The organism is bacterium (assembly GCA_029210545.1).
In the GTDB taxonomy this organism is placed as follows: Bacteria; BMS3Abin14; BMS3Abin14; order BMS3Abin14; family BMS3Abin14; genus JARGFV01.
The window spans coordinates 1-13119 of record JARGFV010000074.1 but is presented as its reverse complement, the minus strand read 5'-3'; the positions used below and the strand labels follow the sequence as shown (position 1 = coordinate 13119).

General features: G+C 56.9%; 12 protein-coding genes and 1 pseudogene. 11 read left to right on the top strand and 2 right to left on the bottom strand.

Annotated elements, in window-relative coordinates; all coding sequences use genetic code 11:
* Positions 1-142: 142 nt before the first annotated feature.
* Positions 143-685: a TlpA disulfide reductase family protein gene (locus P1S46_08715; protein ID MDF1536566.1), complete on the bottom strand. Its 543-nt coding sequence runs from the start codon at positions 683-685 to the stop codon at positions 143-145.
* Between the two features lie 239 nt (positions 686-924).
* Positions 925-1479, bottom strand: coding sequence for a TlpA disulfide reductase family protein (locus P1S46_08710; protein ID MDF1536565.1), 555 nt, complete (start codon positions 1477-1479; stop codon positions 925-927).
* 699 nt (positions 1480-2178) lie between these two features.
* On the opposite strand from P1S46_08710, the gene P1S46_08705 reads away from it, so the two are divergent.
* From P1S46_08705 to P1S46_08655, 11 genes and pseudogenes are all read left to right on the top strand, one after another.
* Positions 2179-3954 (top strand): SLC13 family permease, encoded by a 1776-nt coding sequence (locus P1S46_08705; protein MDF1536564.1) that lies wholly within the window; start codon positions 2179-2181, stop codon positions 3952-3954.
* A gap of 360 nt (positions 3955-4314) precedes the next feature.
* On the top strand, positions 4315-4506 hold the full coding sequence (locus P1S46_08700; protein ID MDF1536563.1) for a hypothetical protein: 192 nt from the start codon (positions 4315-4317) through the stop codon (positions 4504-4506).
* Between the two features lie 88 nt (positions 4507-4594).
* Positions 4595-5188: pseudogene (cysC, locus tag P1S46_08695) on the top strand (adenylyl-sulfate kinase).
* 220 nt (positions 5189-5408) lie between these two features.
* Positions 5409-5669: a GxxExxY protein gene (locus P1S46_08690; GenBank protein MDF1536562.1), complete on the top strand. Its 261-nt coding sequence runs from the start codon at positions 5409-5411 to the stop codon at positions 5667-5669.
* A gap of 528 nt (positions 5670-6197) precedes the next feature.
* Positions 6198-6845 carry a carboxypeptidase-like regulatory domain-containing protein gene (locus tag P1S46_08685; protein MDF1536561.1) on the top strand — a complete coding sequence of 216 codons (648 nt, stop codon included), beginning with the start codon at positions 6198-6200 and terminating at the stop codon, positions 6843-6845.
* 543 nt (positions 6846-7388) lie between these two features.
* Complete coding sequence (locus tag P1S46_08680) at positions 7389-8168, top strand: SAM-dependent methyltransferase (protein MDF1536560.1); 780 nt, start codon at positions 7389-7391, stop codon at positions 8166-8168.
* 107 nt (positions 8169-8275) lie between these two features.
* On the top strand, positions 8276-9289 hold the full coding sequence (locus P1S46_08675; GenBank protein ID MDF1536559.1) for a U32 family peptidase: 1014 nt from the start codon (positions 8276-8278) through the stop codon (positions 9287-9289).
* A gap of 18 nt (positions 9290-9307) precedes the next feature.
* Positions 9308-10105 carry a hypothetical protein gene (locus P1S46_08670; GenBank protein ID MDF1536558.1) on the top strand — a complete coding sequence of 266 codons (798 nt, stop codon included), beginning with the start codon at positions 9308-9310 and terminating at the stop codon, positions 10103-10105.
* A gap of 279 nt (positions 10106-10384) precedes the next feature.
* Positions 10385-11266 carry an ATP-binding protein gene (locus tag P1S46_08665; protein ID MDF1536557.1) on the top strand — a complete coding sequence of 294 codons (882 nt, stop codon included), beginning with the start codon at positions 10385-10387 and terminating at the stop codon, positions 11264-11266.
* The gene (locus tag P1S46_08660) at positions 11235-11717 is read left to right on the top strand and encodes an FmdE family protein (GenBank protein ID MDF1536556.1); all 483 of its coding nucleotides are present in this window, start codon (positions 11235-11237) and stop codon (positions 11715-11717) included. Before P1S46_08665 ends, P1S46_08660 begins: the two co-directional genes overlap by 32 nt.
* A gap of 262 nt (positions 11718-11979) precedes the next feature.
* On the top strand, positions 11980-12930 hold the full coding sequence (locus P1S46_08655; protein ID MDF1536555.1) for a permease: 951 nt from the start codon (positions 11980-11982) through the stop codon (positions 12928-12930).
* Positions 12931-13119: the final 189 nt, after the last annotated feature.

The window sequence follows — 13119 nt, the reverse complement described above, 5'->3', positions numbered from 1 at the left end:
GCGTCGTTTTCCCTTTCCTTACAAATCAATGACTTATCCCGCAAATTAATGACTTGCGGGACGGGTCATTGATTTGGACACCCCGCGCGGGGTGCGTTGATGGACTTTTTGCGGGTCCATCGACGATTAAGAAGAGCGAAAGTTACCGGGCAAGGAGAGCCTCCACCTTCGCCTTAATCTTTTCAGCGTCCGCCTGATTAAAACCGACCTTATAATATTGCACGATCCCCTCCCTGTCAACGATGACAGTTACAGGAATGAACCAGCTTGTGAAATTTTTCGTTATCTCCAGGTCCGGATCCACCAGGAGATCGTAGCTGACTTCCATCTTTCGTTCCGCCAACCCGTTCTTCATCTCCGGGGCACCAATATTTTCAGTGTTGACCGCCCAGATCCTGAGCCCCTTATCCTTATACTCGCGGTAGATCGGTTCGAGAGCCTTCATCTCTTCGAGACACGATCCGCAATTGAGGCCCCACAGGTCGATGATGAGGACTTCACCTCCGAAATTTCTCGAAGACACCTCTTTACCGGATGAGGTTTTCCCCTCGAAAGCGGCCACAGCAGTCCCGACATGGCCGTTTGTACTGGAAACGGTCGTTTCCCTGGGGCCGACAATATCTCCAGCAGTACACGAGATACTGTAGGTAAACAGAAACGCCAGGGTCAGGATATGAGTTCGCATGGTTTAAAAGTCCCGAAACGCAAAAAAAAAACGGCCATCCACCCCTCTATAATTACTGTTATGGATCCAGCAAAGTTACGGCGAATATGCAGAGCAGCCGGTTGGAGGCCGCTTTAGAGGAGTTAATCTCAGATCTCAAATCTCAGATCTCAAATCTCTGATCTCAAGATGGCTCCCGGCCTGGAACGAATTTTGTCATACGTAAAAAACCTGGAATATTCTTTCCCGGGTTTTTTACGTTATTCCGCCAGGAGATCCTCGATGATCTCAACGAACTCCGCCTCGACCTCAGGCTGATACCCTTCGTGTCGATACCTCACCGTCCCATCTTTGGCGACGATTATCGTCAGCGGCGCCGCCATCATCTGGAAAGAATCGGCCAGGATGAACTCGGGATCGACGGCGAAAGGATAGCTGACCGTTACAGGCAGCTGGGGCAAGAAGCGAGGGAGCAGCGCCTCATCGACACCATCGGTGTTCACGCCGACAATGAGGAGTCCCTTGCCCCCGTACTTGTTGTGGAGCCTCTCCAGGAAAGGCATCTCCTCAATGCAGTTCTGGCATCTCAGGCCCCAGAAGTTGACCGCGACCACCGATTCACCGACATAATCGGACAGGCTTGTCTGGGTCCCGTCAAGATACCTGAAGGTCACCTCCGGCGCCTTGGGATGGGCAGCGGCAGGTGTAAGTTCAGGTCCGGATCCCTTTGTCGCACACCCGAAGGCGAACATGACGACAAGCAGAACAACAGCTACTGAAAAAACCTTCGGCATGGTGTTGATTTTTCTCGACACGGCAAGTCCCCTCCTTTTGGGAAATGAAAGCTTTTAACTATGACAGGGTCGCAAAAAGTCCAATCCGGGACTTTTCGCTCCACGGAAAGGGAAAAGCGTCGTTTTCCCTTTCCTCACAGATCAATGACTTGCGGTGCGAGTCATTGATCCGGGCGCCCCGCGCGGGGCGCGTTGATGACTTTTTGCGAGGTCATCAACTACGAAACAAACCCCTCTTTTCTAGCCTATTCGAGACTCCGATGTCAACGATGTGAAGGCTTGTACAAATGGAGGACGAGGGGGCGCGTGGGCGAGGGGGCGCGTGGGCGAGGGGGAAGAGCGGACGCGGAGACCCGCCTTCGCTGAAGCTTCCGTCTACGCTCTTTGAGCTTCGACGTGACAAGTCGGCGTGGCAAGCACGGAGACGCGGGGACACGGGGGAAAAGCGGACACGGATTATCGAGGTGTCGGTGCGAAGACAGTTCGCTTTGCTCACGATACGGTGACCTGAATACGGGACGACTGAGCGATTGATATTTGCACGCAAAACGCAAAACCCAAAACGCAAAACGTGAGTTAAATATGCTAATCTCCTGAAACTTAGTCCCTTTTCATCTAACGCGGTGGACAGGAGAAGCTTCACACCCTTATTTGGAGCCTGTCAACAGGCTCCCGGAAGGGTGCCGAGGTTTTCCGACACGCTGCTGGCAAAGGTACCAAATGACAGGTGCAGGCATCTTTACAATCGCGGTCGTGCTCGGGATGCTTGCGGCCCTGGTCCTGGAGATCCTTTCCCCCGACGTCATCCTTTTCACGGCGCTCGCAGCCCTCTTTCTCACCGGTGTCCTGACTCCCGAAGAAGCTTTCAACGGCTTTTCAAACAAAGGGATGCTCACCGTTGGGATCCTCTTTATCGTGGCCTACGCAGCCCAGAGTTCAGGCATCCTGGAACTTTTCGCGGGTCGGTTGATGGGGCGCGGCAAAGGGCTCAGGCGATCCATGTTCAGGATCACAGTCCCGGTGGCGGCCCTGTCGGCCTTTCTCAACAACACACCCATCGTCGCCATGTTCACCCCGGCTGTGCGTGACTGGGCCCGGGCCAGGGGGCTTTCACCTTCCAAATTCCTCATACCCCTCTCCTACGCTTCCATCTTCGGGGGTGTGTGTACCCTCATCGGGACCTCCACCAACCTGGTGGTCAACGGCCTTCTCCAGCAGGAACTGGGACGGTCCATGACCATGTTCGAACTGGCATGGGTCGGCATCCCGGCAGCCGCCGCCGGGATCGTCTATTTTGCCCTGGTTGGACACAAACTGCTTCCCGACCACAGGGACCCGGTGGAAGACCTTCTCGACAGCGGCCGGGAATACCTGGTGGAGATGGACGTCAGGGAGGGGTGTCCGCTGGCTGGCCGATCGGTCTTGTCGGCGGGCCTTCGAAACCTGCAGGGCCTCTTCCTGGTTGAGATCGTCAGGGACGGCGACTCCCTCGCCCCTGTCAAACCGGCGGACAGGATCCATGCAGGTGACAGGCTCATCTTCACCGGCCTGGTCAACTCCATCGTGCAGCTCAAGAAGATCCCCGGCCTCGTTTACTCCGGTGAAGCGACGCTGGCGAGGGATCTTCGGAGCAGCGGTGGGGGGAGGATCGTCGAGGCGGTGATCTCCCGCTCTTCCCCCATGCTGGGCAAGACGATCAGGGAGGGGAAGTTCCGGTCCCGCTACAACGCCGCCGTCCTGGCTGTTCACCGCAGCGGTGAGCGCATCAGGTCCAAGATCGGGGACATCAAGCTGAAGCCGGGTGACACCGTGCTGCTGCTCACCGGCGACGATTTCATCCCGACCTGGATCCGTTCGCGCGAGTTCTACATGATCTCCAAGGTGTCCGACATCCCGGCCTTGAACCGGATCAGGGCCGCTGTTTCCGTCCTGACGCTGGCCGGGATGGTGCTCCTGGCCGCCACCGGAGTCATGCCCATATTCAACGCCGCCATCCTGGCCGCCATCGTGCTCATATTCAGCCGCTGCGTGACTCCCCTCGAGGCGCGCAGGGCCATCGAGTGGAACGTCCTCATCGTCATCGCCTGCGCCTTCGGCATCAGCAAGGCATTGGACAAGACGGGAGTGGCCGCCCTTTTCGCGGACACGATCGTGGGGTCGGTCAAGTCCCTCGGGCCCATCGGAGTCCTGGGCGGAGTGTATCTTGTCACCTCTCTGCTCACCGAGATCATTACGAACAACGCGGCCGCGGCCCTGGTTTTCCCCATCGCCATCTCCGCGGCTGCCCAGATCGGATCGGACCCCATGCCTTTCGTCATCGCCGTGGCCATCGGCGCTTCGGCCAGCTTTTCAACCCCGTTCGGGTACCAGACCAACCTCATCGTCTACGGTCCGGGCGGCTACAGGTTCCGGGATTTCCTGAAGGTTGGGATACCGCTGAATATTATCTTTATGATCGTTTCACTACTGGTCATTCCATTAGTATGGGAATTCTGAGGAGGTATGCAGGCGTCTGCCACTGACGCGTAAAGTGCTGACTCACCACGGAGGCACGGAGAAAGTCGGAGGAAAGCACAAATCTCTTTAGGGGGGATCCTCAGGCGTATGCCATCAGAGCGTAAAGAGCATTCACCACGGCTTGTCCCGCCATCTTGTCACGTCGTAGCCTCTGGCGTAGACGGAAGCTGGACGAAAGGCGTTAGCGACGGCGGGAGGCACGGAGAAGAGCGGAGAAAGACAAATACAGGGGGAAAGGCTCAGGCAAACACCATTAATATACTGAAGACTGATTCATTACAGACACAGAGAGCACCGAGATAAATACATTCCAATTGGAAAGAGCTGGGGAGTGATGGGTTGGAGAAAACGTTGAGGTTCCAAAAGCCTGAAGAAGCCAAGCTCGCAGATAAAGGAATGGGAAACAATTATCCCTCACCTGAATGGATGAGCATTGAAGATGTTTGTGAAAGAGCACTTTCAACAACATCTTCAATGTTCTATCTACCGATTTCAGAGAAATCCCTTCCTCCAGGGAGGAAGGTCAGGTGAGGATATGCGAAAAGGACCTTCTCCGTGTCCTCCGTGTCTCCGTGGTTAATAGTTTTATATTCTCCTTGTTATAGGCTTTGGAGTAATTATGGAATCAAAACATATCATTCCTCACAAAGGGCTGCTCTCATCGGATGACCGCCGGAAGATCCTCGGTCACGGCTCGGCTGTCGTATGGCTCACCGGGCTGTCCGGATCCGGGAAATCCACCATCGCCTACGACGTTGAGCGGCGACTCATGGAACGCGGTATCCACAGCTACGTTCTCGACGGGGACAACGTCAGGAGCGGATTGAACAAAGATCTTGGCTTTTCCGATGAGGATCGGAAGGAAAATATCCGGCGCATCGGTGAGGTCGCAAATCTTTTGATGGACGCCGGCCTCGTTGTGATCACGGCCTTTATCTCCCCTTACAGGGAGGAGCGCGAAATGGCGAGAAACCGGGCCGGCGTCGGGAAGTTCTTCGAGGTTTTCCTGGATTGTCCCCTGGATCTGTGCGAGGAGAGGGATCCGAAAGGGCTTTACAAAAAAGCCCGCAGTGGAGAAATTGAAGAGTTCACCGGAATTGACAGCCCGTATGAGGTTCCGGACGGTCCTGAGCTTGTGCTGGATACGGGAGCGCTGTCGATCGAGGAATGCGCGGGAGAGATCGTTGAACTACTGGAAAAGGTAGAGATAATTAAATTGAAAGGGAGCGGGCGTTTGCCGTTAAAGCCCGAAAGACTGATTCACCACGGAGACACGGAGAAAAGCGGAGAAAACAAGTCCAAGGGGAAGGCAAAGGGCGTGCGCCGGCAAAGCCCGAAAGACTGATTCACCACGGCTTGTCCCGCCATCTTGTCCGTCGTAGCTTGTAAAGCGTAGTCGGAAGCTGGACGAAAGGCGCTAGCGACGGCGGAAGATGCGGAGAAAAGAGGAGAATAAATACTTGGCTGATACCAGGATCAAGAAAGGATCGTTGACCGACCAGGTTCTTGGCCTTGCTATTGAGGTACATAAGACTCTTGGGCCTGGTTTGTTGGAATCCGCATATGAAGAATGCCTGTGCTATGAGTTGAGAAGCGCAGGTCTGAGGCATGATCGCCAGGTTCATCTACCTGTTAGATACAAAGAGATCCAGTTGGAATGTGGTTACAGAATCGATATCGTCGTTGAAGATTGATGGACTCGCAAAAAATCCATCAACGCACCCCGCGCGGGGTGCCCAAATCAATGACCCGCACCGCAAGTCATTAATTTGCGGGATAAGTCATTGATTTGTAAGGAAAGGGAAAACGACGCTTTTCCCTTTCCGTGGAGCGAAAAGTCCCGGATTGGACTTTTTGCGACCCTATCAAAGTTAACCTTGGGACCCACGCCCCGCATGCCCGTTTCCCCACACGAAATCTGAATACCCCTTGGCTAACTCGAACCGGTACCGTAAAATCCCATGGATGATCAGGATATTAAACACGGTACAGTTCGTGCATCTGCGTCGCAGGTGGCCGATATGATGCTTAAATGTGGTATGCGCCTTTCCAAGGCTCCAGCATCCCGGGTCTTATCTCCCAGGGATATCTGTGGCCGAGACGGGTTATGTTTCTTCTTGTTTCTGTCCGTATTATTACCCCTTTGCTTTTTATTTCCGGCTTGTTCTGGCCAAGAAATAAAAAGCTGGGAGGGTGTCCAAATCACCGGCCGAATTGTGGATGTGAACAGGCAACCGGTTCCGGGAGGTTACGTTTACGCTTACAATGCCGGGAAGCACAACATTCTCGGCCCGGCCGACGCAATGAGTGAGCCGTCGGGTGAGGATGGCAGGTACCTGCTCATCGTCCCGGAAGGGTTTTACATGGTTGCTGCGCGCAGGAGGGTCTCAGGGGCGATCAGCGGACCCCTCCGGAACGGAGACCTGGCCGGCCAGGTAGCGGAACCTGTCGAAGCGGTTTCCGGGGGAGTGAAGAATCTCGGGATCATCCTGACCGGGTTTCACCAGGGTGCCGAGGGCGATCCGAAGCGGATTCTGACCACGGACACACGGATAGAGGGTCAGGTAGTCGATCTTTCCGGCAGGCCGGTGCCCGGTGCCCACGTTTTCGCATACGAAGGAAAGTTCAGGCCTGATCCCCCGGATTTCATGGCCCCCGAAGCTGATGAGGACGGATATTTCCGGATCAGCCTGCCTGGCGGCGGCACGTTCACGGTGGGGGCGAGGACCGGCCTGAGGGGCAAACCGGGACCGGAAGACCGGATCGGATTCTGGGGCGGGCGGGATCAGCCCCGGGAGGTTGAAGGGGGTTCGGTAACGGAGGGTGTGAGGATAGAGATCTCGCCCTACGGAGACAGGGAGACGCGGTGAGGGAGAGCCGAGAGGGCGTGGGGGCATGGGAGGGTCTGAAAAGCAAGTTCGTTTGACGCGGAGACCCGCCTTCGCCATAGTTTCCGTCTTCGCTGGGGCTACGCCGTGACAAGACGCCGTGACAAGACGGCGTGGCAAGCGCGGGGACGCGGTGACGCGGGGAAGGGCGATTGAGCCACCCTTCGACAAGCTCCCACCGTCGCTAAAGCTATGGTGGACAGGCAGGGCGGGCAGGCAATAGGCGAGAGGCGGGAGGCAATGGGGAAGAGCGGAGGGGGCATGGGAGCATGGGGGCATGGGTGCCTGGGAGCGTGGGGGAAGAGGAAGGACAGTGCCTGGTGCCTGGCGTCTAGGAAAACACCTGGATTTTGGATTCGATTATTTTGAAACCCGGGACATGGAACCCCAACCGAAGATTGGCGTCATTGCGAGGAGCGTCGAGTAAGGCGAGAGCGACGTGGCAATCCCGGGATCGCTTCATCACGCCAGCGGCGTGATTCGCGATGACAACAATGCTCGCACTTTTGAGGTCCGAGATCTGAGATGACAAAAAAGAATGATAAATACCATTCCGTTTACTTCATCGGCGCCGGGCCCGGGGACCCCCGGTACCTGACCCTGGAAGGCAGTGATGCCCTATCCAACTGCACCGTTGTCTATGCGATGGACCCTTATCCTGAGACCTTTCGGCGGTTTCTTGCCGGTAAGGAGGTCCGGGACCCCTTCGACCGTGTTTTCAGGGAGATCGTGGAGGAGGTGGAAGAGGGACTGACCAATGCTCCGGTGGGGTTTCTCGTGCCGGGTGACATCACCGCCTTTTCACCCTTTTTACCCCTGGTGGAGCGTTTCGGGGAGAGGGCCAGAGTCATCGCCGGCGTGGGGATAATCAACGCGGCGGCAGCCCTGTTAAAAAAAACCCTTGATATGCCAGGCGTCAGCCATGCCATTGTCCTGACCAGCCCCAAACATATCGACAAGTCCGGAGATACCCGACAGATGGGCCAATTGGCCAGGGCTGCGGGTACCATGGTGCTGTACATGAACAACCGTCCTCTGGATCAGCTCGCCGCTGAACTGTCAGAAGGTTTCGAGCCCGATACTCCGGCGGCAGTGGTCTCCCGCATCGGGCTTTCCGGGGAGAAGGTATACAGGGGTACCCTTGCGACCATAGCCGCCGTGGTTGGTGAGGACGATATCTTCGGCCTGGTCTCGGGCGACCCGTCCCTGGCTATCGTTCTCGTTGGAGATGTCCTGGAAGTGCCATCTGACCCGGCCTTCTGGGACAAGAGGAAGGAAAAGTTCTGGGACAGGAAAAGAACGTGAGCGAGTGAGGCGTATATGAGTGTGTGCGTAAAAACAAAATGTGGTCAATTTTACTCACGTGCGCACGTACGCTATACGCACGTACGGATTTAATACGGATAATAACTATGAATTATAGTATTAAATCCCCCCACATTCTCGCCCCCATCAACTCCGTCGAGGAGGTCGTGCCACTCCTTGAAGCCGGGGCCAGGTGGCTCTACGGGGGGGTAATCCCTTCCCGATGGCAGGAACGGTACCCTTCCACGGTGCTCCTGAACCAGCGGACCTTTCCAGGCGCGCAGTTCTCCTCCCTGGGGGAGTTTGAGAACGCTGTCCGCCTCACCCAAAAAGGGGGCGGCCGCTTTGCCCTGACCCTCAACGCGCCCTTCTACATGGACGAGCAGTTACCGGCGGTCCTGGACCTGGTGCGGTGGGCGAGGGACATCCGGGTGGATGCTGTCATCGCCGCCGACCCCGGGCTCATGAAAGCCCTGGCCAGGGATAATATCGAGGTCCCTTTACATCTGAGCACCATGGGGTTGGCCTCCAACGCTCACGCTGTCAGAATGTACAGCCGCCTGGGAGTCAGCCGGATCATCCTCCCCCGGTTCCTGACCGCCGAACAGATCCTCGAAATGATTGAGAGTGTGCCGGACTTGGAGTACGAAGCGTTCGTCTTGGTGGGCAAGTGCCCCAATATCGAGGGGGTATGCTCCTTCGTCCACGACAGCCCGGATCGCCGCTGGCCCTGCGAATGGAAGTGGGAGCTGGAAGACGAAAATGGTTCAGCTCCTCCAGCCCGTGTCTCGGGCCATTATGCTGATCTGGCCCAAAGCGACCGTCGGGATGGATGTGGCCTCTGCGCTGTCCCGTTCCTGGCGGCAGCCGGTGTTGCAGCGTTTAAAGTTGTGGGAAGGGGAACTCCACTTACCAGAAAGCTCCAGCTGGTCAGCACTTTGGACAGGGTCCTGGCATCCATGCCCCCCTTGCCGGCGTCTGGGTTATCCGCCCCGGAACTATCCGGGACACCAGGGTGGAGGGAATGGGTAACAAGGTGTCGGGAGGAATATCGCGCCATCTTCGGCCACCCCTGCACACCCCACAACTGCTACTACCCAAAGATCTGCGGTACATGGTAAGGGGGGCCCGGTAAAGGCATGTCAAGAAGCAGGTACCTGGACAATTTCAACTCACATTCCCCCCTTGAGGGCTGGGACGGATACCGTTTCGGTTCCGAGAGCTGTTTTGATCTCCTGCCCGAAATGGAGCAGATCATAAAGATATCAGGGGCGTTCAAAACGGAAGGTCTCACCCTGGTGACCCCCATCGCAGGTCCCGGCCAGGACCTGAAGGTCATGAAAGTTGTGGAAACTGCCCTTGAGATGGGTTGGGGCGAGATCGTGATCAACGATTGGGGGATCCTGGATCAGGCAGGTAAACTCAACGGCCCCCGGGTCACGGCGGGCCGACTTCTCATGCGCTTCAGGCGCGGCCCGGGGGAGTTCGACCTTTGGGATGAACTGGATGAAACGTCCAAAAGGTATTTCGCCTGGGGTCCCCTTTACGACAGCGGTTTCCTGGACTTTCTTGGGCAAATGGGGGTGACCCGGCTGGAACTGGACTTGCCGCGCCACTGGCTGCGTGTGCCCGAGGTGGACGGTTTTGCCCTGTCCCTGCACCTGGAGGAACGGCTCATTACCGTTTCGGCCTCATGCCCCTGGCTATATGACGGGGAGGCCGATAGCTGGACTGATAAAGGTTCCTGTGGTCAGCAGTGCCGCACTGGAAAGGATATCACCATGACCAACACAAAGTTGGATCAGCCGTTGATCCTGCGGGGAAAGGCGGTTCTGGAGAAGGTGCAGGAGGGTGTTGCCCTGGAAAAGCTGCCAGCCAATGTGGACAGGGTGATCTATAGCTATCAGCTACCAGCTGGGGAAGGCATGGCCTTTTAGCGCCACAGCGCAACTGCTTTGCTGCCAGCTACGCTCAGAGCAGGCAGCTGAAGGCCAAGTGCAATTTATCGGGAATTAAAAATATGGAATCTGGAGTTGATGCTAATTGGCACGCTAAGTGAAGTCTTTAAACAGAAACCAGGAACCAGTAACCAGAAATCAGGGGAAAGAGCGTTTTAATGACATTTTGGCGTCAGCTGTCTGTCAGTTATGACGGGAAACTGTCTGTTTTTCGTTCTTCTTCCACCTTCCATATTCAAAAAAGTTAAGGAGCTCCCCTTGCATCGAAAACTCAACCGTATCTACTATGAGGTAAAAGAACCCACCTTGACCTGGGACGACATCGGCGGCCTGGAAGGTCCCAAGCGTATCGTCCGGGAGATGGTCAGCCTGCCCCTGATGAAGGCGGAGCTTCTGGCCAGGCACCAGCTCACCATCCCGTCGGGGGTCCTTATCTGGGGCCCCTTGGGTGTCGGGATCACCATGCTTGCCGAGGCAGCCGCCACGGAAGCGGGTGTGTCTTATGTCTATATCTCGGGCCAGGAGATGCTTGGCAAACCCCGGGAGTTGGAGCAGGCGTTCCACGATGCCGAACACGAGGCTCCATGTGTTTTGTACATCTCCGACACCGAATGGCTGGCCCCTAGGGCCGGCTCTGATTACGAATGGGGTCCGGGCAACTTCAGGGGCAAACCGCCCACGTTCGCTGACAGGGAACTTACCGAGGTGTTCATAAGGCAGATAGACCGGATCGAGGGCAGAACCGACATCATGCTCATGGGATCGGCATACCGGGTCGACATCGTGGACCAGGCCATCATCAAGGAAAAAAAGCGGTTCAACCGCAAGGTCTTCGTCTCTCCTCCCACTGCCGGGGACCGGGAGGGGATGCTGAAGATCTACGTCGACAGGATCCCCACCCTGGGCGGCCAGATCGACGTCACCGAGCTTGCGAACCGTACCGAGGGTTTCGTGGGGTGGGACGTGGAGAACCTGTGCAAAAGGGCGGTGTTAAACGCTGTCGAACGGGATTCCGAAAAGGTGCAGATGGAGGATTTTATCGCTGCTGTGGACCAGGTGGAGCCCTGGCTTTCCCCCGACATGACTGAGAAGTACTGGGAGATATACCGTGACGACTGTCCCCACCACTATGCATTCTGATGGGCTTTCTGAGGAGGAGATCGGACTCATCCTGCGGGTCCACGGGCACCTTTGCCCCATGGTGCTACTCGGTGCCCGGGTCGCGAAGAGGGCGATGCTGACCAATGCCGAACAAGGTTCGTTGGGCGGGGATAAACGCCTTTTCGGTTTTTTCCGCGGGTTCGGGTGCGCCGTGGACGGGATCCAGCTTTTTACCGGATGTACGTGGGGTAACGGTAACCTGGTCCTGCTCCGCGGGCGGAACTCTTCCCTGATCCTGACGGAAGAAGGGAAGGGTACGGGGATCGAAGTATCGCCCTTGCCCGGCGCTCTTGACCGGATCAGGGGCGAGAGGTCACCGGAAGCAAGGAGCGTGCTCATGGATCGTTTCACATCGGCCCCGGACAGTGAACTCCTGGAATCGAAGGTTGTCACCGGCCTTGGGACCGTCAGCAGATACCCGGGAGCATAAGCCTTGTCCAACTATCATGATAACCTCACAAAAAGTTTCCTTTGGGAATCCATGGGCTCATTTTGTGAGGCGAGGTTATTAATCGCCGCCTTTGACATCATTCTCCCTCTCCCCGTCGTGGGAGAGGGTCGGGGTGAGGGGGCAATTCACCCCCATCTCGGTCTTCCCCCCTCAAGGGGGAAGAAGAATTATGAAATGGGCTACTTGATGCCCCACCCCAGCTCCCGCCTGACCGGCGCGAGCTGCATGCTGGACTATTAGCATGTCCATCATGCTTGAGGCCATCGGGATCTATGGCCGGGAACTGTGGCAGCTCGTCCCGGCTTTTGTCCTGGGCGTCGGTGTGGCGGCCTTCATAAAGACGTTCCAGTGGGACCTGAAGCTCCGGGCCTACATGAGGGACTCGGGGGCTGCCACCATCCCTCTGGCTGTTTTTCTGGGTATTTTCAGTCCCCTTTGCGCCTGCGGGGTTCTTCCTGTTGTCATCCCTCTTGCCGTTTCCGGGGTTCCCCTGCCCCCACTGCTGGCTCTCCTGGCCACTTCGCCTCTCATGAGCCCCGACGCCCTGACCATCACCTGGGCGGGCCTGGGCCCGGTCTTCGCGTGGACCAAGATCATCAGTGCGGCCGGCATGGGGTTTCTGGTGGGCGGCGTAACTTATCTCCTTGAAAAACGTAGTAATTTTTCGGAAAACATCGTCAGGATCAAGCCTGTTTTTACAGGGGACGGTTCGCTGGCGCCCGCCTACGACATCGCCTGCGCCAACGACATCTCCATCCCCACCATGGTGGTTATTCCCAGGGAAAACAGGCTGTTGTTCTTTCTCGAAAGAGCGCGGGACACATCCCGGTTCGTGGGGAAGTTCCTCCTGATGGCAGTAGCAGTGCAGGTCATCCTGGAGATGGCTGTGCCCATGGACTTTGTGAAGGTCCTGGCGGGCAAGCCCCAGGTCAGCTCGCTGCTGTGGGCAGCCGTCCTCGGGGCGCCCCTCCCGGCCCACCAGGTACCCGTGGTGCCCATTATCAGGGGTCTCCTTGACCTGGGAATGGACCCCGGGGCTGCGGCGACCTTCCTGGTAGCCGGGCCGGTGACGAGCATCCCGGCGCTGCTGGTGCTCTGGAAGATCTTCGAGCGGCGCCTCTTTTTCGTTTACCTCGGGCTTTGCCTGTCGGGCGCTGTGGTGACGGGGCTGGTCTTCAGGATGGTGGTATAAGGTCAGTCCAAGGTCCAAAGTCCAAAGTCCAAAGGGGTAAATCAGTGCAGAGTGCAGAGTAGATTCGGGACCGATTGTTTGATGGCTTCGCAAAAAGTCATCAATGCGCCCCGCGCGGGGCGCCCAAATCAACGACAAGCCGCGCCTGGGAAGGACGCCCGGATCGATGGCCGGTTGCGTCCGGGAAGG